The sequence below is a fragment of the Vibrio sp. TRT 17S01 genome (genome assembly GCF_050113695.1).
GTDB lineage: Bacteria > Pseudomonadota > Gammaproteobacteria > Enterobacterales > Vibrionaceae > Vibrio.
Genome location: NZ_JBNJOG010000001.1, coordinates 662,889 through 685,253 on the forward strand (window position 1 = coordinate 662,889; position 22,365 = coordinate 685,253).

Consider the following 22,365-nt stretch of genomic DNA (forward strand, 5'->3'; position numbering starts at 1 on the left):
TTGGCATGATGGTGGCACTTTGCCCAAATTGATGAAGAAATAGTGACCGTTGCCGCACAAAAGGTTTGGTTTATGATCTAGTGGGGGAGTGGAGAAAGATTGGTATTTATTTAATCAAATAGTTTGCACATTCCATTCTAGAATCACAAAACGCTTCCCTGAGCGAGATCTTCAAAGCAAACATATTTTGTTAATGGTTTAGCTTCCAGTGTGTTCATATATGTGGTGATTTCTTTATCACTAACTTTGTCCGACACGACATAATCGCAAATTTAACCCTAGACAAGTTATGGATACTGAGGGTAATGTCACACGTAAATTTCCCTTATTTTACTATGGTTATAAGGGTGTAACTCTAAAGAACGGTGCATGTTTGGTGTTGTTAGTAACATATAACGACAAAACAATAACTGACAACGTTTGCGCGTGTGCTGTTCCGACCAGTTTGCGAGGAAGAAATGGTTCAGATAGTTATAGATGGTAAATACAGAATCATCGAAGAAGGCCAGACGTTACTGGAAGCGGCCAAGGTCTGTGGTGTTGAAATACCGTCGTTGTGTGGACTAAATAAAACGGCCGATAAAGTGCCGTGTGATTTATGTGTTGTCGAAGTGGAAAGCGGGGGCATCCAACGTTCGTGTGAGCTGCAAGTCTACAGTGGCTTGAGTGTCATTACACAATCAGAAGCCTTGAGTGAGCGCAGGCGAAAAGCGTTGAATCGTATCATGACTGACCACTATGCTGACTGCGAAGCGCCGTGTAAAACCGCGTGTCCGGCTGGCGTTGATATTCAGTCTTATCTTTATCACATTGCTCAAAACGATCATCAGAAAGCGATAGAAGTCATTAAGCGTACCTTGCCGATGCCGCTTTCTATTGGTCGTGTTTGCCCTGCATTTTGCGAGTCTGAATGTCGGCGAGGTTTAGTGGATGACTCCATCGCCATTCGTCAGCTAAAACGTCATGCCGCTGATGCTGATCTCGCGATGCAAGAGAGTTATATCCCACCGAAAAAAGCCGATAAAGGGAAGCGAATCGCTGTTATCGGTAGCGGACCGGGTGGCTTGACGGCAGGTTATTATCTATCTAACGAAGGTTACAATGTCACGGTATTTGAGTCGATGCCAGAAGCAGGCGGTTGGCTACGCTACGGTATTCCTGAGTATCGTTTGCCGAAAAGCATTCTTGATAAAGAAATTGAACTGATGTGCCGCAATGGCATGACTGTTGAGTGTAACAAAAAGCTGGGTGTCGATTTTACACTGTCTAGTTTGAGTGAAGATTACGATGCCGTTTGTCTTGCTGTCGGCGCTTCAAAAGCGGTTGAAATGCACTATACCGGTAGTGATTTAGAAGGTTGCTATCTTGGTGTGGATTACCTAAAAGACTATGTGACCGAACATCACTATGTCACAGGTAAGAAAGTGGCCATTATTGGTGGTGGTAACACAGCAATCGACTGTGCCAGAACCGCTGTCAGAGATGGTGCAGATACGACATTGATCTATCGTCGTACGCGCGATGAGATGCCCGCTGAAGATTACGAGATTGAAGAAGCGGAACACGAAGGTGTGAAGTTCCACTTCTTGACTAATCCTGTCGAAAACATTGCAGACGAACATGGCCGAGTAAAAAAGGTGCGTTTAGAACGCATGAAGCTTGGTCCTGCGGACGCGTCTGGTCGCCGTAGCCCTCAGGCCACTGGTGAATTTTTTACTGAAGCGTTTGATACCGTCATTGCTGCAGTTTCACAAAAGCCTGATCTCAGCTTTATGAAGAATGAAGCATTAGAGATCCCACTGACTCGGTGGAATACCGCAGACGTTAACCCAGATACCATGCACAGTGGTGTCGGAAACATCTTTAGCATTGGTGATTTTCGTCGTGGTCCAGCTACCGCAGTAGAAGCTGTCGGTGATGGCCGTATTGTGGCTGGTGCCATCGACCGATTCTTTAATGGTGACATGGAAAATATTCCAGTCACACCTTTCAATGCGCGCAAAGAGAAAAAGCTAAAGCAGCTTGATCCTATCCAATTTGAAAACATTCAGAAAATCAAACGCAAAATTATGCCTGAGCTTACGCCAGAGCAAAGAGCGCAAAGCTTTGCTGAGGTTGAGCTTGGTTTTGATAATGAAGAAGCCATGGCAGAAGCGGCCCGCTGTTTAGAGTGTGGTTGCCAAGCGAATACTGCCTGTGATTTGCGTGACTATTCCACGGAATACGGCGCTGAGCAAAGTTTCAATCACGCAGTTGAAATTCAGTCCAACGAGTATTGGCAAGCGCATCGCAGTAAAGAAACACGTCAGAAGTTTGAAATTGACCGCAGCTCAGAGTTTATCGTATTTGACGCTAACCGCTGCATCAGCTGTGGGCAGTGTGTTCAGGCTTGTCGCGATCAATCGGTGCATGGCATCTTAAGCTTTATGACCGATAAAAATGGTCGCCCAGCATCTCGTCCGGAATGTCGTCCTAACTTTGGCGCCAATGGGACCTTAATGGGTGACTCCAACTGTGTTCAATGTGGTGCGTGTGTACAGGTTTGTCCAACGGGGGCAATTACCGATGCGCGCGACAGAGCGCAAGGTCGTATAGAACACTTAAAAGCCGTCGATACGATATGTACCTATTGTGGTGTGGGCTGCAAACTCACCATGTATGTGGATGATCAAGATAATCGAATTCGTTATGTGAAAGGCGCAGACTCACCAGTTAATGAAGGCATGCTGTGTGTGAAAGGGCGCTTTGGTTTTGACTTTATTGGTAGTGATGCTCGTCTCACCACGCCGCTAATTCGAAAAGATGGTTGGTTGCAACCAGCCAGTTGGGATGAGGCGATTGGTTTGATTGCAGAAAAGTTTACTGCAATTAAACAAGGTTTCGGCGGCAATGCATTAGCCGGTTTTTCATCAGCCAAAACGACAAATGAAGACAACTATGCGTTCCAGAAATTTATTCGTCGTGAACTTGGCACCAATAACGTTGACCACTGCGCACGTCTATGTCACGCATCTACCGTAACAGGATTAGAAGCGTCATTAGGTAGTGGAGCGATGACCAATGATATTCCAAGCATCAAACATTCGGATGTCATTTTTATCATTGGGTCAGATACGACTGCCGCTCATCCCATCATCGGTTCACATATTAAACAAGCAGTGCGTCATCATGGTGCGCGTTTGATCGTTGCAGACCCTAAACGGATTGATATTGCAGATCATGCCGAGCTTTATATGGCGCACAGACCCGGTACGGATGTGATGCTGCTCAACGGTGTAATGCAACAGATCATCAAAAATGGTTGGTACGACCAAGATTATATCGAAGAGCGTGTTGATGGCTTTGATACCTTGCTGCAAGAAGTGATGTCACCGAATTATTCATTGGAAAAAGTCGAGTTGGTGACTGGCGTTAAAGCCGAAGATATTTTTGCCATGGCGCGCATGATAGGTACCGCCGAGCGCACCGCCGTGTATTACTCCATGGGCATAACCCAACATACCACGGGGCATGACAACGTGCGTTCGATTGCAAATCTGCAATTGCTGTGTGGCAACATTGGTATTGAAGGTGGTGGTATTAACCCACTTCGCGGTCAATCCAATGTACAGGGCGCGTGTGATATGGGGGCATTGCCAAATAACTATCCGGGTTATCAGAAAGTGTATAACCCACTTATTCGCCAAAAGTTTGCGATGGAGTGGGATGCGCCTGACTTGCCTGCCGAATCAGGTCTAACTTTAACTGAAATCATCGATGCGGCGTGCAAGCGTGATGTTCGTGGTTTGTACGTGATGGGTGAAAACCCAGTATTGAGTGATCCTAACCAAGCTCACGTCATTGAAGGATTGGAAGCATTAGATTTCTTGGTGGTGCAAGATATCTTCCTGACTGAAACGGCGCAATATGCGGATGTTGTTTTACCATCTTGCTCGTTTGCAGAAAAATCTGGCCACTTTACTAATACAGAGCGCCGCGTTCAGCGTGTTAACCCCGCTGTAAATCCACCTGGTGAGGCGAGAGAAGATTGGCGGATCATCCAATCAATTGCGGTTGCGATGGGCAGTGACTGGCACTACAAACATGTTTCAGAAATTACCAATGAAATTGCACGAGTAACTCCACAATACGGTGGCCTACGTTGGGAAAACATTACGATTGATGGTGTGCAGTGGCCAAGTAACAAAAACAATCCTGAAGGAACGCGCATCATGCACCGAACCCAGTTTACTCGTGGGCGAGGGCAGATGGAGGCGATTCCATTCCGTTATGCCGCTGAACTTCCTGATGAGGAATACCCACTTGTTCTAACCACGGGTCGAGTATTGGAGCAATTCCACACTGGTACCATGACGCGTAAAACTCAAGGGCTGAATAACCTTGCCGGGCCAAGAGCAATGATCAGTGTCGCAGATGCAGAAGCACTCGGCATCAATAACGGTCAGATGCTACGCGTATCAACCCGACGTGGGGAAATTGAAATCGCTGCGTTTGTGACCAAGCGAATGCAGAAAGGGGTTATTTTTATTCCGTTCCATTTTGTTGAGTCACCAGTCAATAGGTTGACGACAACAGCGACGGATCCACATGCAAAAATCCCAGAATTCAAAGTCGCAGCAGTCAAAGTGGAGCCGTTAGTCTCGGAACCTGTATGATTGTTTAGCTCAACTTAGATAATATAAAAAAAGCGCCGATTTCGGCGTTTTTTTATAATTGTTCATATACATAATGTTTTATTCAAAATTTTAAATGATTCTATTATTCATAAAGATGGTTTTATAGCATGGTGATTATTTTCTATAAACGTAACAAATAAAATAGAAATGATGTTTTAATATGTACATCAAAGTGTTTTTGTATTTGTTTTTATTTTAAAAGTACCACCTTGGTATTAGTTTATAATACATTGATTTTCAAGTTATTTTGTAACTTAAAATATGAATATAATAATTTATTATAGGAGCATTATTTTTTTCTTGTTTATATTGCTTCTTAATTAATTGTGAGCAATTCTTAATTCTATTATTATCCGAAGCATAAAGTTATGGACTTTTATTATTAGAGTAGCAATGGCTTGTTACTTGTTTTTATATTGTTTGTTGTCGTTTTGTTGAGGTGTTTATGCGTGTTTATCTCACTTTTTTTTGTTTATGTACTCTTCCTTTAAATGGATATGCATCTGATGAAGAGGGTTTATATATAGGAAGTAAAGTCGGTTGGAGCTATTTTGCTCATGGTTGTGAAGCCCATGAAACTAGTTGTGACAGAGATGCAATTGGAGCAGGTGTTCTTCTGGGGTACCAATTTAATAATTGGTTATCTTTGGAGGGGGGATACGATTATTTTGGTAAAGCGAAAGCCGTATACCCTGCATTGGATAATAGTCTTATCGATGCGCCTTATGAAGCAGAGGTTCAAGGGGTAGAGCTGGGATTAAAAGCTGATTATTCAATAAGCTCTGCATGGGATCTATTTGGAAAAGTTGGCGCATTAGGTTGGAAGGCGGATAAAACAGGACAAGAAATAGGCAGCTTAGTTGAAGAGAGCGATGACGGCGTATCTTTGATGCTCGGTGCTGGAATAGAATACCAAATAAGCCAAGCATTAAGCGCACGACTTGAATATCAGTGGTTTGATAATGTTGGAGACAATGACACCGGTGGCTCAGATGTAAACTTTACCACTCTTGGCCTCACATATATATTTGGTAAAGACTCTGCTCAACCGCCTGTAATTACAGCTGTTGAAAAAAAGACAGAGACAAAAACGCCTTCAAAACCTGTCATGACTACGATCAAAGCGAAAGATGGTTCTTCTCTTTTCGAATTTGATTCTTCTGTACTAACGCCATTCGCTAAAACTCAACTAGTTCCTATATTAGAGCACCTTAACCGTTATCCAGATATTCGAGTGAAGATCACCGGACATACTGACTCTTTGGGAGCTGAAGACTACAACTTGAAGCTATCTCAGTCGCGCGCAGAAGCCGTTAAGCGTTACCTAGAATCAGAAGGTGTATCTGCTAGCCATATTGTTGCAGAAGGGGTAGGTGAACGTTTTCCAGTTTCGACCAATTCTACTGCTGAAGGACGAGCGCAAAATCGCCGTGTAGAAATACACACAATGGAATCTTTGGTTCAACAGACTGAGGAGCAATAAAGATGGTAGTGAAGTCAAAACAAGCTCGTTTTATGTTACTTGGATTATCCACTGTGTTATTTGGTTGTGGTGGTGAAAATAGTGGGTTGCCGTCTCAAAAACAAATAAATGAAGATAATTCAGGTGGGAATGAAACTTATAGTAATCCCCCATTAATTACTCGTTTAGCTAAATCTTCTGATTTAACATCAGGCAATACAATTTCTGCTATTTCAGTTTGTGAAAACTGTGACCCGTCAAAAACTGTCTATCAATGGGTAATTGATTCGAATGGCAATAGTATTTTTGGTGATTCGATCACAGTAGATGGTGTGTTAGTTAAAGATCGTGAAGTTGAAGCTGACCAGATCTCGATTCTAGACTCAGAGGTCGGGGCTAAAATTAAACTATCCGCTCAGGCGGCTTCCCCGAATGGTCAAGTCTACAGTGCTTCTGAATACAACATATATAAGCGTAGATTCTTAGTTGATGCCGTTGGAACATATGGTGGGTTTTGGGCTTTACTGAATACTGGTGACATAGTTCGACTTGGTGTCTATGACAACAATCATGGTGGCGATCAATTAGATATTGAAGATAAGTTTGTAACAATTGGTTCTGCATGGGAATGGTATAACTATGCTATTACGGAGGCTGGGAAGTTAATTTATTCGGGTCCATATATCAGTTCCCACGGTGTTACAGGAATAGATGCGGATGTCATATCCGTTGTAGGCAACAGAGGAGCAGCAGCAGCGTTAAAGTCCACAGGTGAGGTTGTTACGTTTGGTTCGGATTCATATGGAGGAATCGTCCCAGCATCTATTGAAGCTGAGTTGTATGACATAACGAAGGTTGTGGCTGGCGATTATTCTTTTACGGCACTGCGAAAAGATGGAAAAGTGTACTCATGGGGTAATACAGACGTAGGCAGTATCACTACTACCGATAACAGCAATATCAAAGATATATTTGCTAATGAAGTTGCATTTGCGGCGTTGAAAAATGATGGTTCAGTTGTTACTTGGGGCTACTCCAAACTCGATTATCCTTCAAATGGGGAAGGGACAGGCTCAGACTCTTCTAGCGTAGATTTTTTAAGTGGTGGCGGAGTGAAAACAATCATTGCTAGTCGATTTGCTTTTGCCGCTATAAAACAGGATGACAGCGTTGTAACTTGGGGTAATGCTCCTTATGGCGGTGATAGTAGCTCAGTAGATTTTAGTAGTGGTGTATCTAATATTGTCGCAATTCCTAAAGCTTTTACTGCGTTAAAGAAGAACGGAGAGGTAGTAAGTTGGGGAGCTGTACCACCTGTTCCTTCCATCGCCAATGTAAAAGAAGTCTATGCAACAAAATTATCGACAGGTTCTTCGTATGATAGTGGCGCGTTTACAGCATTAATTGATGATGGGACTGTAATTGCGTGGGGTAGTGCGCCTGACGGTGGTGATATTAATCAGCGAACTAGTACACTTGTAAACAATGACATTACTTCAGTAAAACCAGCATGGAAGTCTTTTCTAGCGCTTACCGATGAAGGAACGAAGGGCGGGTGGGGAGAATATTCTCCTTCTGTAAATACGGAGGTTGAGAATACATACACTTCCTACTTCCAATTCATGACTCAATTTAAGGACAAATCTGTGTTGGTAGAAGGTGGAAATTGGTGGCGTCCTACTGAGTTGTCAGAATTGGACCCTATCGATCTCCTATTGGAGTCTTCTTTATGATGTGTTACTTGTGCGAATTTTTAGCTAAGTATTTAACGGACGATAATTTATAGAGCCACGTTATAAGCAATTCTATTAACTCATGTTAAAATTTGTTTATAACATTTTAGTGTGATGTAGAAACAAGTATCGATTGTACGTCTCTTTAAAGGAAACTTATAAAAAAACCGCGCATTTGCGCGGTTTTTTATATTTCTTATCTCGCATCTAGTGGATAAGAGCGGTAGCTTCGCATGCCGTAAGTTCGGAGGGCGTCGCGATATATGCCCAGTAGTTCTTTGTCACTTGCGGTAGCAAGATCCGCTAATGGCTTATCGGGGTACGCGACGGTATCAAACGTGATGTCTCTTGGACCAGTTTGCCAGCTTGCGATTTCAAACAAGGTTTGCCCGCGTCTAACATGACTTGCTGAGCTGATGATCGTGGCGTGTTTGACGTTATGGCGAGCGAGGGCATAGCTACTGAATAAGGCATTGTCTACCGTGCTGGTGGCATAGTTTTCTTCAATGATGCGGTTTTTGCTTACACCGTTTTGGATCAACCAATCTGCCATCAACTTGCCTTCTGTTTTATGGTTCTTCGGAACACCGCCAGTTAATACGATCAGAGCGGTTGGGTTCGCTTTTGCCATAGCCAATGTGGTTTCGAGGCGTTTGATCAAGATTTCATGCATGCTGCCATCTGGATTTAACGCGTAACCTAAAGTGACAATCGCATCTTGGTTGGTCAGCTTTTTCTCAGCGACGGATTTTAAAGGCGCTTTTAAGATCCGGTCGATGGTATCGAAGATACGTTGAATATCTTGTGACTTACCTTTATCTAACATTCCTAGCTTTTTCAGGTGCTTCTCTGACTCACCTGTTTTTCCTTGGAAACGCTTCCACACCGAAAGATAAGCATGCAAATCGGTATCTTCAGGCGCCACAGTTAATGCTTGCTCGAAAAGTTGAACGGCTTGATCGACATTCTTATTGTAAATTTGAGCATTCGCTGCGGAGATAAGTAAATCCGTACGGTAAGGCTCAATTTCATAAGCTTCTAACAGGCGTTGAGTCACTATTTCCATATTGCTTGGCATTTTAGCGGTAAAGCCAGCATGAGAAATACGCGCAGGAGATTTAAACGCTTTCACTGCGTCAGCTAATAACTGGTCGACAACCTGACGTTTTGTCAGTAACTGGCCATATTCAACGCTGGATTGGACGGCGGAATTAGTTTGAGTATCTGCAAAAGTAGGGGCAGCAGAAAGCGCAATAATGCTGCTTAATGTAACGGCGAGGATGTGCTTGTTCATTGGATAATCCTGTCTGTTTTCAGACTTATGGTTAAAATCCATGGCAGTGTGAAATCTGGCAAATATAAATTCCGTGAATAGACACGCAAAATTATGTAATGAATTTCATTGTTGATTAAAAATGTTCAACTGGTTCAGGAAATAAGACAGCGAGTGTAATGAAATTTAGAATTTCTAGCCTGTCGCGGTCAAAGCGTAGCCGCTTTTGAGGCGTACAGTGATGCTTCCAAGCTTAATAGTCTATTGTTGGATAAAGTGGAGATGTTGAAGAAATAACTGTGTCGGTAAGGTTATTTAGCTTCGCTAAATGGAAAAATAAGCGCTGACGTGTCAATCCCGGCTTGCTGCGCAATGCGGAGATACTTTCTAAATTTGTACGCTGGTAGGGAAGTGCTTCGTGATAAAATCCAGAAATAGTCGAGATTGTAGCCACTGACCAAAGCAACAGAATAATCAGGCTCAAGATAAAACACCACGTAACTACTATAAAATGGCCCAAAAAAAGAGACCTTTAAGTGGCCAAGGTCGGGATGCTTGACGGATTTTGCTACCCCAAATGCTTCTTTCCATTGCTGTTCTTGCTCATTCCAACCACGGTTTATGACCGTGACAGTATTGTCGTCGTTTAGTGTGTAATGCGCTTGAACGTGAGATAGCCCTGTTTCAAAGTCATGATCTAAACGCGCAAGCTCATACCAAGTACCACTATAGCGTTCGAGATCAAAATCTTTTACCGGGGAGAGGTTCACAGGCACATTAATGCAAGCTGTGAGAGAAAATAACCACGTTACGAGCACAAATATTCTCATCATTATTGAACCCTCATAAAATGAAAACTTTAAGTTAATTATATACGTTAAGCGCTGCATATGAGTTGTGTTGAGGTGGGTGTGTATATAGAATGCGAATCCTTCCCATTCCTACTTCAAATGCTAATGGCTCATATTCTTGTTGTTGATGACGATCTTCTCATCTGTGAAATGCTCAGTGAAATCCTTGTAGAAGAGGGTTATCACGTAACTTGTGTTCATTGTGGTGAAAGTGCGTTAAGCCATATCGAAAAAAAACCAGTGGATTTGGTGTTACTGGATGTCATGTTACCCAAGCTCAATGGGATGCAAGTTGCGAAGCGAATTTGTCAGCGCTTTGCTACTCCAATCTTAATGTTAACCGCGCTCAACGATGAAACGTCGATGTTGGAAGGGCTGCATTCTGGTGCGGATCAATTTATTACCAAACCATTCAAGGTGCCGGAGTTGTTGGTGCGCATTAAAGCCATATTGCGCCGCGTCGGGTTAGAGAAACAGCGAAAAACCTTTGATGATTGCCAAACGCCAGATGCCGAGCATATGTCATCGCTACCGTTAACCGGCACTGAAATGGAATTGCTGCAATACATGGTTCGCCACGAAGGAATCGTGGTGTCGAAAGCGGATTTACAGAGCCAAGTACTTAAGAAAAAACTGAGTCCGTTTGACCGTAATCTCGATATGCATATTAGTAATATTCGCCGTAAGTTTGTTGAAGCTGGGTTGTCTAAATTACATATCAAAACAGTACGTGGCAAAGGTTACACCTACCAACCAAGAATTGGAGCATAGCCTGTGTCTTGGTTTCTTCCGGCTTCCATAATGACGCGTAAAGATGGTTTGCCGTTTCAGCTGTTTAGTTACTTGTCTGCGGTCATCATCAGCATTGTCTTGCTCCAAGGTGTGGTTGAAAAGGCATTAATGACCAGTATGTTAAAAGTGCCGCCTACGATGAAAGCTGAAATGCGCGAGTTGGCGGAGAAAGCGGAGATGCTGGTTGAACGCGGGGACATGGCGCAGCTCGCCAACTGGGCCAATCAGCAGCCTTATTACCTGTTCGTGCTTGATTCGAGTAATCAGCCACTCTCTAACCGGAAGATGCATCCCCACTTTGAATTTAAGCTCAGGTTTTTGCGGGAATTGGATGGGCCGTTAAATGACGAAGTCAGTCAGCCGCTGATTGGTATTCCGTTGAAACATGGCAATGTTCTGGTGATTCAATTACCACGACAGCGTCATCCAGCACACCAGTTTTTGATTTATCTGGCGATCAGCAAAGTGGTGATTGTGGTGATCATCTTGGTGCTATTTTCAGTGATCATTGCGAGAAAGCTAAAACAGCCTCTGGATCGTTTACGCGCAGCGAGTCATCAGTTAGCAAAAGGGAATTTCAACATTAATGTCGCTTCTGAGGTGAAATCAAACGTGCGCGAATTTAATCAGCTAGCACAAGATTTTGACGAGATGACTGCTGAAATTCATAACTTGGCACAAAAACAGCGACAACTGATACGTGACGTGTCACATGAACTAAGAACGCCACTCGCCAGACAGAATCTCGCGTTACATCTGCTGCGCAAACAGACGGATTCAACCCATTTTCATCTATTGGACAGAGTTGAACGAGAAGTCGATCAGATGGAAACCTTAGTGACAGAAATTCTTGAGTTCAGCCGACTTGAGAATGCGCGCTATGAAGCGCAATTTGTGATGGTGGACTTACAAGAGTCCGTCAAGCAGCAATTACCCTTATGTGCATTACCGAAAGGGGATAAACAGAGCATTACATTTCATGGCTCAGATCATGTGCCACAAATTTTTGTGGACGAGCGCTTATTACAACGTGTGCTGCAAAACTTAATCAGCAATGCGATCAAATATGCAGGTGAAGCTGCGCAAATTGATGTTTCAATCCGTCAAATAGAAAACCAAGGTCAAAAATGGCTGTTACTTGAAATCGGTGACAACGGCTCTGGTATTGATGAAGCCAGTCTTGAGAGTGTCTTCAATCCTTTTACTCGGTTGGAATCTGCGCGTGATAAGCAATCGGGAGGTTATGGACTCGGGCTTGCGATTGTGAAGGAGTCGATGAGCATTATGAATGGGGCTGTCTCGGCCGCGAACCGTCAAGAGGGTGGGTTAGTCATCACGCTACATTTTCCGATTGCGTAACAAGATCTTTCTATCTGTGTAATATTTTTACACAATTAGTATTAGGTTTCATGATTCAAACCATGCAATGGGTAACCTCTTTTCGTTAACTGTGTCGCAACTCATTGAGGTTTGTATATTTTGTGACCTTTATTCATCTTCTACCCCTTTAGGGTAGTTCTATTTTGTAATTGATTTACATCATTTCTTCATTTTCTTTCATAATTAACAATGCGCTCAGATAAAGAACCTAACCCTTAGGAAGTATTATGAGCAAGTTGAAGCTGGTCGTTATCGGTAACGGTATGGTAGGACACCGTTATATCGAAGACCTAGTTGAGAAGACAGATGCCTCTCAGTATGAGATCACTGTTTTCTGTGAAGAACCACGTGTTGCTTACGACCGTGTCCACCTTTCTTCTTACTTTTCTCACCACACAGCGGACGAGTTATCTCTAGTTAAAGAAGGCTTCTACGAAAAACATGGTGTGAACATGTTAATTGGCGAACGTGCCATTAACGTCAACCGTGAAAAACGCATTGTGCATTCTAGTACTGGTCGCGAGATCCAATACGATACGCTGATCATGGCAACGGGCTCATTCCCATTTGTTCCTCCAATTAAAGGGCGTGAAAGCAAAGACTGTTTTGTTTACCGCACGATTGAAGATCTGAAAGCCATCGAAGCATGTGCGAAGAAGAGTAAAGTCGGTGTGGTAATTGGCGGTGGTTTGCTTGGTCTTGAAGCAGCTGGTGCATTGAAAGCGCTTGGTGTTGAAACCCATGTGGTTGAGTTTGCCCCAAAACTTATGGCAGAGCAGCTTGACCAAGCGGGTGGTAATCAGCTTCGTCAAAAAATTGAAAGCATGGGCGTGAAAGTTCACACCAGCAAAAACACATTAGAAATTGCACCAGAAGGCGAAAATGCACGTAACGTGATGCGCTTTGCTGATGGGACTGAGCTGGAAACCGACTTTATTGTTTTCTCTGCTGGTATTCGTCCGCAAGACAAGCTTGCTCGCCAAATGGGGCTGGGCATTGCACCGCGTGGTGGTATCGAAATTAACGATAATTGCCAAACGACGGACAAAAATATCTACGCGATTGGTGAATGCGCGTCTTGGAATAATACGTTCTACGGTTTGGTTGCACCGGGTTACAAGATGGCGACAGTTGCCGTTGACCACTTGGTCGGTAATGAAAGCACATTTGAAGGTGCAGACATGTCTGCCAAGCTGAAGTTACTTGGCGTAAAAGTGGGTTCGATTGGTGATGCAAACGGTCGTACACCGGGCTGTAAGAGCTATGTTTACCAGAACGAAGAGCAAGAAGTTTACAAGCGTTTGATTGTCTCTGAAGACAACAAAACTCTGCTTGGCGCGGTAATGGTTGGCGATACATCGGACTACGGTGACTTGCTTCAACTGATGTTGAATGAAATTGAATTGCCAGAACATCCGGATACATTGATCCTACCTGCTCACGCTGGTGCTGAGAAACCAACACTTGGCGCCGATTCTCTTCCTGAATCAGCAGTGATCTGTTCTTGTTTTGACGTAACAAAAGGCAAGATTGCTCAAGCCGTTGCTGAAGGTCACCACACGATTGGAGATATCAAAGCGGTAACAGGCGCAGGCACAGGGTGTGGCGGTTGTATTCCTCTGGTGACATCTGTGCTTAATGCCGAACTCGCTAAAGCTGGCGTGGAAGTGAAAAACGATGTTTGTGAGCACTTTGCTTATTCTCGCCAAGAGCTGTTCCACCTAATTCGTATCGAAGAAATCAAAAGCTTTGAAGAGCTACTCGAGAAGTACGGCACAGGTTACGGCTGTGAAGTGTGTAAACCTCTAGCAGGTTCAATCTTAGCGTCTTGCTGGGGTGAGCACATTCTAAAACCTGAGCTGGTTAAGCTTCATGATACCAATGACAACTTCCTCGGAAACATGCAAAAAGACGGCACGTATTCTGTGATCCCTCGTATGGCGGGTGGTGAAGTGACGCCACAAGCACTGAAAGTGTTGGCAGAAGTTGCAGCTGAATACAAGTTATACACCAAGGTAACAGGTGCTCAGCGTATTGGTCTATTTGGTGCGCAGAAAGATGACCTACCAGAAATTTGGAAAAAACTGATCGCAGCAGGTTACGAAACAGGCCAAGCCTACGCAAAAGCACTGCGTATGGCGAAAACCTGTGTTGGGTCAACATGGTGTCGTTACGGTGTTCAAGATTCAGTTGGCTTAGGCGTGATGATCGAGAACCGCTACAAGGGCATCCGTACACCGCATAAGATGAAGTTTGGTGTGTCTGGTTGTACTCGTGAATGTGCTGAAGCGCAAGGTAAAGATCTCGGCATTATCGCAACAGATGCGGGCTGGAACATGTACGTCTGTGGTAACGGCGGCATGAAACCACGTCACGCTGATTTGCTTGCTAGCGATTTAGACCAAGAAACACTCATCAAATACATCGACCGCTTCATGATGTTCTACATCCGTACTGCAGCGCCGCTACAACGTACCTCTGTTTGGATGGAAAACCTCGAAGGTGGTGTTGATTACCTACGTGAAGTCATTGTTGAAGACAAGCTAGGCATCAACGAACAACTGGAAGCTGATGTGGCGAAGTTGGTTGAAGAGTACCGCTGCGAATGGACTGACACCATCAATGATGAATCTCAGCTCAAGCGTTTTGCGCACTTTGTTAACTCAGAAAAACGTGATGACAATGTTGTATTCGTTCAAGAGCGTGCCCAGCATCGCCCTGCGACATACACAGAAAAACATTCTGATGCGATTACAGAAAAGCATCAGGGCGACATCATTCACGTTGAGACGGTTTAAGGGAGACGCATCATGGCATTTACCAAAATATGTAACATCGAAGACATCATCCCGGGAACTGGCGTATGTGCGTTAGTTGACGGTGAGCAAGTTGCCATCTTCCGTCCTACAAAAGCAGAAGAAGTATTGGCAATCAGCAACATGGACCCGTTCTACCAGTCCAATGTGCTTTCTCGTGGCTTAATTGTTGAGCACAGTGATGAACTATGGGTTGCTAGTCCACTAAAAAAACAACGCTTTAACCTCAAAACTGGGGTTTGCATGGAAGACGAAAGTTTTAGCGTGAAAGCGTTTAAAACCAAAGTGACCAAAGGTGTGGTTGAGATCTCTGGCTAACGGTGAACATCACTTTGATTGAGATTTAATAGCTAAAAGGCTTCTTGCTCCGAACTGGATTTTTGTAGGGAGAAGAAGGGAAAGTGCAGGGAGCCTTTGTCTATTCAATTTCAATTTTTAACTTTCATTTTTGAATAAGGACGTAGATATGTCTTCTGCATTAAAACCTGCTGAATTCGTACAAACCATGATCGATGTTGGTGAGGCGAAAACAAAAACAAGTACCCGTGATTTAATTTTGCGCGGCACAATGGCAGGTATCATCCTCTCATTGGCAGTGGTAGTTGCGATCACAACGATCGTGCAAACCGGTGTTGGTGTTGTGGGTGCGTTAGTCTTCCCTGTGGGATTTGTCATTCTTAGTATCATGGGTTACGACTTAGTGACTGGCGTATTTGGCCTAGCGCCACTGGCAAAATTTGATAACCGTCCGGGCATCACTTGGGGACGTATCCTACGTTGCTGGGGTTTGGTTGGTTTAGGTAACTTGATTGGCTCGCTTATCGTTGCTTTCCTTGTTGCCGTATCTCTAACTGGTAATTTCTCACTAGAGCCAAACGCAGTAGTGAACAAATTTATTGCTGTTTCAACTGCACGTACTGTTGGTTTTGAAAACATGGGAATGGACGGATGGATCACTTGTTTCGTGCGCGGTATTTTCTGTAACCTAATGGTGTGCTTAGGTGTGATTGGTAACATGACAGCACGCACAGTACCGGGCAAAGTGGCAATGATGTGGTTCCCAATCTTCATCTTCTTTGCTTTGGTGTTCGAGCACACCGTTGTAAACATGTTCCTATTCCCACTGGGCATGATTCTAGGTGCGGATTTTGGTATCGCTACATGGTTGAACTTCAACCTTATCCCTACCATTCTAGGTAACATTGTGGGTGGTCTATTGTTTACAGCAATCCCACTGTACCTAACGCATGCGAAAACAGCACCTTCTCTTAGCAATGAAGAAGAAGTGAACGCTGAACCTGCATTAGCAAAATAATCTCATTGGCCCCTGCCATTCGGGTGGGGGCTCTTTCAATCCGAAACCTAAATCAACAATGGGTATTATCTGGTTATAAACAGTAGTCACCCGTCCAAGCAAGACGTGAGTTCTACTCTTTATATTTAGATTTTTTGATGGGCTTTGTTATGACTACCAATCACCTCTCTTCAATCCACAAAGGTTTTGTATCGCTTGTCGGAGCAGGGCCGGGCGACCCGGACTTGCTTACGGTAAAAGGTCATCGCGTTATCCAGCAAGCGGATGTGGTGGTTTATGATCGATTAGTATCAGCAGACATTTTGGCCTTAGCTAATGACAAAGCAGAACTGATTTATGTTGGAAAGAAGCTCGATTTTCACTGCGTGCCGCAAGAACAAATCAACCAGATTTTGGTTGATAAGGCACAAGAAGGAAAGCGTGTGGTTCGCCTGAAAGGAGGCGACTCATTTATTTTTGGTCGAGGCGGCGAAGAGCTCGAAGAATTGGCTAAGAATGATGTGGCTTACGAAGTCGTACCCGGCATCACTGCCGCTGCGGGAGCAACTGCTTATGCGGGGATCCCATTGACGCACCGCGATCATGCGCAGAGTGTTCAGTTTATTACTGGTCATATACAAAAAGATGGCACCGAGATTCATTGGCCCTCATTAGCGCAATCCAATAACACGCTGGTGTTTTATATGGGTTTGAAACAGAGCGGTCATATTGCACAAAAACTCATAGAAAACGGCTTATCCAGTGAGATGGACTGCGCGATCATCGAAAATGGTACCCGAACAGAGCAGCGTGTTTTACGTGGTCAGTTAGCTGAATTACCTGATATGGCAAAAAATGCGGTGAGCCCTGCATTGATTGTGGTTGGTAGTGTGACAAAACTGCATGAACAACTGGCGTGGTTCACCAAATAGAAGTCATAGAATAAAAAAAGGTCAGCCCAAAGTGCACTGACCTTTGAAGAGGGAAGAGTAATAAAGGCTTATTGAGGCGCTTTTATCGCTTCAGATTGATCGCCTGTCATCACGAAGTGCAACTCACCACCCGGTTTGAACTCTGAATGGTCGAAGAAGAAACCGTTATCCAAAGCTTTGCCATTGATGGTGACAGATTTGATGTACATGTTGTCATCGGCGTTGTTCTCTGTGGTGATGGTGAACGTGCCGCCTTTCACCGGAATCACTGCTTTGTCGAATAGTGGGCGGCCCACAGTGTAGGTAGGCTCTGCTGCGTTTACTTGGTAGAAGCCTAATGCTGACATTACATACCAAGCGGACATTGCGCCCACGTCTTCGTTACCAACTACGCCTTCTGGCGCAGCGAAATACATGTCATCAAGAATATGGTCAACGACTTGTTGCGTCTTCCATGGTTCAGCAGTCCAATTGAATAGGTAAGGGATGTGGTGCGAAGGCTCATTACCAAACGCAACTTGACCAATCAAACCAGACATATCTGCTGTTTCTGTACCTTGGCTTTCTGCGGTGAAGGTTGCTTCTAGGTTTTTCTGGAACTCGGCATCGCCACCCATGATGGTCTTTAAACCCGCGATGTCATGCGGCACAAACCAAGTCCACTGCCACGCGTTACCTTCGGTGTAGTTGCCTGTTTCATGCTCTGTACCGTATGGGTCGAATGGCGTCATGAAGGTTTCATCAATCATCACCGGGCGCATAAAGCCCGTCACACCATGCTCTGCGTATTCCGTTGGGTTGTAATCGAAATACTTTTTGTAGCCTTTTGAGCGTTCAAGGTATTGCTCTTCCGCTTGAGTATCACCGGCTGCTTTGGCGATTTGCGCGATAGCCCAATCGTAGAACGCATTTTCCAGACCGTAAGAAACAGACTCAACCGTGTAGTCTTCAAATACTGGTTCACCATCGACACGTTGAATGGCTGGCGTGAAGCCGTTTTTCTCAATGTAATCAATGTGCTTGGTTAAAGTGCGATCCAATACGCCTTGATCCCAATCGGCTTGCAGTGCAGGGTAGTTCGCGTAAGTCGAAGAGTCGATCGCTGCTTTCAGCGCCAACTCTTTCTCTTGTTGAATAAACTCTTCTGGGAACTTGGTCATCGCATCCGCAATCACCGTTACCGCTGGGTACCCAACCATGGTGCCTGTCTCGTCGCCTAAGTGTTCCCACTTCGGTAGCAAACCGCTTTCAGTGTACTTCTGCACTAGGTTCTTCGCGTATTGTACCGCGCGGGTTGGTTCCGTGATGGTTTTTAGTGGGTGCAACGCACGTTGGGTATCCCATAGAGAGTAAACCGAGAAGTTTGGCTGCTCTTCTGTCGCCTGACCGTAAGCGATGGAATATTCCCCTTCACCTTCACGAATTGAGCCTTTTCCCATGCCACGGAATCGACCATCCACGTCTTGATGTACCATAGGTGCAATCTTGGTGTGGTAAAGCGCGGTATAGAAGATCTCTTTCTGATTTTCTGTGCCCCCTTCGATATAGAAGTTGAGCGCTTTTGCCCATTTCTCGCGTGCGTTGTTGCGAGCAGTATCGAAAGAGACATTTGCTTCGGCATCGTAGTTTTTTTCTGCGCCTTGTGGGTCAACCGCAGACAACGCCACTTGCGCGTTCAACTCTTGTGAATCTTCATCTTCAAATTCGATGTAAGCAGTGACGTCTGCTTTGACACGTTTGATGGCATTGCCTTCATCATCGTAAATCAATTCAGAAACGTGCTCTGCCGTTAGGCCATCTACCGGCTTACCATTGGCAAGGATGTAGACGTCTTTGATCTTCTTATCGAAAGTCGCATAAAAGAAGATTTTTTGGTTCTTCGCCCAACCAGAGAAGTGCGCTGCGTCGCGCTCACCTGTGATGGTATGACCGTCTTCGCTCACCGTCAGTTTGTTGCGCAGAGAGGTCGAACCCCAGTCACTGTTTAGGATGGAGTTGAGGTCTATCTTCAAACGTTGTGGTTGACCTTGTGGGTAGGTGTAGCGGTGGAAGCCGACATGTTCAGATGCCGTAAGCTCAGCTTTGATACCATTCTCTGCAATCTTCACAGAGTAGTAGCCCGCTTCTGCCACTTCTGAGGTTTTGTCCATCTTGACTGAAATCGCTTCGCGGTAGTCGTCGCTGTCTTCGATGTATTTGGCTTTATCTTCGGTAAATGGCAGGAACAGAATGTCACCTAAGCCGCCCATACCCGTGCCAGAAAGGTGAGTGTGGGAGAAGCCAAATAGGGTCTTTTTATCGAAGTGGTAACCTGATGAAGAGTGCCAGCCGATCAGCTCGGTATCTGGGGAGAGTTGCACTATGCCTTCAGGTACAACAGGACCCGGGAAGGTGTGTCCGTTAAAGCCGGTACCAATTAATGGATCGACGTATTTTAGATTGGAAGTATCGACGCTTGGTGAGGTGTTATCGTCGTCATCGTTGCAGCCAGCCAAACCAATAACACTTGCAATCACAGCGGTTGCGATAGCGGTTTTCGTAAAGTTCATAATCTTGATTCCTTAGGCAGGAAGCGCGTCACTTCCCGCCACTGAGTTGATCTATCTGCTTATTCTCTAAACACGAATTACATAAAACGTTACTGAGCTTGAAGCGCTTCTTGCTTGTCGCCCGTCATGACGAAGTGGAGCTCGCCACCCGCTTTGATTTCGCCGTGTTTGAAGGTGAAGTTGGCATCCAGCGGTTTGCCGTTGATGGTTACGGACTTCACGTACTTGTTGTGTGGGCTGTTGTTGTCTGCGATGACTGTGAACTCGCCGCCTTCCACTGGAATGGTGATTTCATCAAACATAGGGCGACCGATGGTGTAGACCGGATCCGCAGGCGTCACTTGGTAGAAGCCCATTGCCGACATCAAGTACCAAGAGCTCATCTGACCCACGTCTTCGTTACCAATCAGGCCAGTTGGCTCGCTGGTGTACATCTCTGACATGATGCGGTCTAGGTACTCTTGTGCTTTCCATGGCTCATCCGTTAGCGCGTATAGGTAAGGAATGTGGTGCGATGGTTCGTTACCGTGCATGTACTGACCGATGTAACCCGTTAGGTCTGGCAGTTCTTCACCTGTGTTTGAAGAATGTGCATTAAATAGCTCGTCCAAGTCTTCACGGAAGGCTTTCTCTGGCGTGGTGTCTTTGCCTTGCGCCAAGTCGGCTTGATAGATTTCTTGTTTCAGGCGGTTGAAATCGTGCATTGGTTGGAACTTCCATTGCCACGCGTTCCCTTCGGTGTAGGCAAACTCGTCCACGTAGTAAGGGTCGAATGGTAGCAGTGGGCATTTCTCTTTCATGACACCTGAGCCTTCAGGCCACTCAACCATTTCACACTCATCCAAACGCTCTTCATCAATTGGTTGGTTGAACTCCAAAGGCGGTTTATTTGGCGATGAACTAAGCGGGTGGTTTTTCGGACGTAAGAAGCCTGTCTCTGCATCCCAATGGTTAAGCCAGTTGTCAGCACGAGTCATAAACTCTTCTTGCAGTTTTACATCGCCAGCCATACGCGCGATTTCTGCCATTGCCCAGTCGCCATAAGCAAACTCAAGCGTGTAAGACGCACTGTTCCAATAACCGTGATGAACAAAGCCGTTTTCTTCGTACACCTTCACTTGCACAACGTTTGCTGCGCCGATGTTGTTGTCTTCCGTCCAGTCTGGGAATTCAGAAGCCTCGTGGTAACGCACGGTAAACTCAGCTGCGTCTTTGGCAAGTTGTGGGTCGATGTCTAAGCCTTTTGCCATCGCGTCAGCAATGATAGAAACTGCAGGGAAGCCAATCATAGTGCCCGTGTAGTGGCTGTGCAGTTCCCATTTCGGCAAGGTGCCACCGTCTTCGTATTTACGAATCAGGTCGTTGGCAAACTCTTCGGCACGTTCTGGGTCGATGATGGTTTTCAGTGGATGCGCAGCGCGGAAAGTATCCCACATGGAGTACACAGAGTAGTTTGGTGTGTCGCCCGCGTCTTTTTGAATGCGAGTACGCATCGCTGGGTATTGACCGTCGACATCTTGGAAAATCATTGGCGCGATAGAAGCGTGGTAAAGCGCGGTGTAGAAGATCTCTTTTTGATCTTCTGTGCCGCCAGATACCATCATGCGGCTAAGCTCTTGGTGCCATGCGTCGTTGGCTTGAGCGCGTGCAGTATCAAATGACACGTCTTTCGCTTCTGCTTCTAGGTTTTTCTCCGCCCCTTCTGTGCCTGTTGGTGACAAGCCTACTTGGATTTCTAGCGGTGTTGATGATGGTGCGAATTCTAGGTAAGCGATGGTTTTCACTGCGTCGATGTTGTCGTTGTTTACATCGATTTCCGTTTCTGCGCCATCAACCAAAGCAATGGCTTTGACGATAGGTTGGTTGAAAGTGGCGTAGAAGTACACGTGCTGGTTGTTCGCCCAGCCATTCGAGCTACGTAAACCGCGAATGGTGTAAGCGTCGATAAACTCCAAATCGCCCTTCATGGTGCGGTTATTGAAGTGACCTTTGTTGAGGGTGTGGTCTAAATCGAACTTGATGTGTGGCGTAGTGCCTTCTTTGAAGGTGTAGCGGTGGAAGCCAACACGTTGCGTGGTAGTTAGCTCAGCTTTGATTTCGCCTTTGTTCAGTTCAACTGCGTAGTAGCCCGCTTCTGCGGTTTCGTTGTCTTTATCGAAGGTGTTGAAAACGGCGTTTTCTTTCTTGGTGAAAGGCAGAACTAAGATGTCACCAAGGTCGGTAATGCCTGTGCCAGAAAGGTGAGTGTGGGAAAAACCATACACTGGGATTTCAGTCAGCTTGCCGTGGTCGAAGTAACCGGCAGCAGAGCCCCAGCCTTCCATTTCGGTATCAGGAGAAAGTTGCACCAAACCGTAAGGCACAACCGCCCCAGGGAAGGTGTGACCATCTGCGCCTGTACCAATCAATGGATTGACGTATTGAGTTAGTGTGGTGTCGAGGGATGGAGTACCAGACTTGCTGTTGTCGTCATCACTGTTACAACCAGCAAGACCAAACATGGCAGCGAGAATAGCGGTAGAGATAAGGGTTCTTTTTAGTTTCATTTTTATGGTTCCACAGAAGTGAAGGTTCTACAGAAAATAAGGGGCGAGGGTGTACCCCTTT

General features: G+C 45.2%; 13 protein-coding genes. 9 read left to right on the top strand and 4 right to left on the bottom strand.

Annotation, left to right across the window (positions count from 1 at the left end):
• The first annotated feature begins 458 nt into the window (after window positions 1–458).
• The 3 genes from fdhF (at window position 459) to ACQEXS_RS03050 (ending at window position 7,871) form a co-directional block, all read left to right on the top strand.
• A complete protein-coding gene (gene fdhF / locus ACQEXS_RS03040; RefSeq protein ID WP_427012791.1) occupies window positions 459–4,655 on the top strand; it encodes a formate dehydrogenase subunit alpha in 4,197 nt (1,398 codons plus the stop codon).
• 466 nt (window positions 4,656–5,121) lie between these two features.
• A complete protein-coding gene (locus tag ACQEXS_RS03045) occupies window positions 5,122–6,159 on the top strand; it encodes an OmpA family protein (RefSeq protein WP_427012792.1) in 1,038 nt (345 codons plus the stop codon).
• 2 nt (window positions 6,160–6,161) lie between these two features.
• Entirely contained in the window at window positions 6,162–7,871 is a 1,710-nt protein-coding gene (locus ACQEXS_RS03050; RefSeq protein WP_427012793.1) for an RCC1 domain-containing protein, read from the top strand.
• Between the two features lie 196 nt (window positions 7,872–8,067).
• On the opposite strand, the gene ACQEXS_RS03055 is transcribed toward ACQEXS_RS03050, so the two are convergent.
• Window positions 8,068–9,165: an ElyC/SanA/YdcF family protein gene (locus tag ACQEXS_RS03055; protein ID WP_427012794.1), complete on the bottom strand. Its 1,098-nt coding sequence runs from the start codon at window positions 9,163–9,165 to the stop codon at window positions 8,068–8,070.
• A 290-nt stretch (window positions 9,166–9,455) separates the two neighbouring features.
• A complete protein-coding gene (locus ACQEXS_RS03060) occupies window positions 9,456–9,977 on the bottom strand; it encodes a lipocalin family protein (RefSeq protein ID WP_427012795.1) in 522 nt (173 codons plus the stop codon).
• A gap of 123 nt (window positions 9,978–10,100) precedes the next feature.
• Between ACQEXS_RS03060 and ACQEXS_RS03065 the strand changes: the two genes are divergently transcribed.
• From ACQEXS_RS03065 to cobA, 6 genes are all read left to right on the top strand, one after another.
• Window positions 10,101–10,766 carry a response regulator transcription factor gene (locus tag ACQEXS_RS03065; RefSeq protein ID WP_427012827.1) on the top strand — a complete coding sequence of 222 codons (666 nt, stop codon included), beginning with the start codon at window positions 10,101–10,103 and terminating at the stop codon, window positions 10,764–10,766.
• 30 nt (window positions 10,767–10,796) lie between these two features.
• On the top strand, window positions 10,797–12,146 hold the full coding sequence (locus ACQEXS_RS03070) for a histidine kinase sensor domain-containing protein (protein WP_427012828.1): 1,350 nt from the start codon (window positions 10,797–10,799) through the stop codon (window positions 12,144–12,146).
• 248 nt (window positions 12,147–12,394) lie between these two features.
• Window positions 12,395–14,965, top strand: a complete 2,571-nt coding sequence (gene nirB, locus ACQEXS_RS03075) for a nitrite reductase large subunit NirB (RefSeq protein ID WP_427012796.1) — start codon at window positions 12,395–12,397, stop codon at window positions 14,963–14,965.
• Window positions 14,966–14,977: 12 nt separating this feature from the next.
• Window positions 14,978–15,301 carry a nitrite reductase small subunit NirD gene (nirD, locus tag ACQEXS_RS03080; RefSeq protein WP_367988994.1) on the top strand — a complete coding sequence of 108 codons (324 nt, stop codon included), beginning with the start codon at window positions 14,978–14,980 and terminating at the stop codon, window positions 15,299–15,301.
• Window positions 15,302–15,449: 148 nt separating this feature from the next.
• Entirely contained in the window at window positions 15,450–16,298 is an 849-nt protein-coding gene (locus ACQEXS_RS03085; protein WP_367988995.1) for a formate/nitrite transporter family protein, read from the top strand.
• 149 nt (window positions 16,299–16,447) lie between these two features.
• The gene (gene cobA / locus ACQEXS_RS03090) at window positions 16,448–17,209 is read left to right on the top strand and encodes a uroporphyrinogen-III C-methyltransferase (protein ID WP_367988996.1); all 762 of its coding nucleotides are present in this window, start codon (window positions 16,448–16,450) and stop codon (window positions 17,207–17,209) included.
• A 68-nt stretch (window positions 17,210–17,277) separates the two neighbouring features.
• Here cobA and ACQEXS_RS03095 read toward each other — a convergent pair whose 3' ends face one another.
• Complete coding sequence (locus tag ACQEXS_RS03095; protein WP_427012797.1) at window positions 17,278–19,758, bottom strand: GH92 family glycosyl hydrolase; 2,481 nt, start codon at window positions 19,756–19,758, stop codon at window positions 17,278–17,280.
• Window positions 19,759–19,847: 89 nt separating this feature from the next.
• A complete protein-coding gene (locus ACQEXS_RS03100) occupies window positions 19,848–22,304 on the bottom strand; it encodes a GH92 family glycosyl hydrolase (protein WP_427012798.1) in 2,457 nt (818 codons plus the stop codon).
• Between the last annotated feature and the right edge of the window lie 61 nt (window positions 22,305–22,365).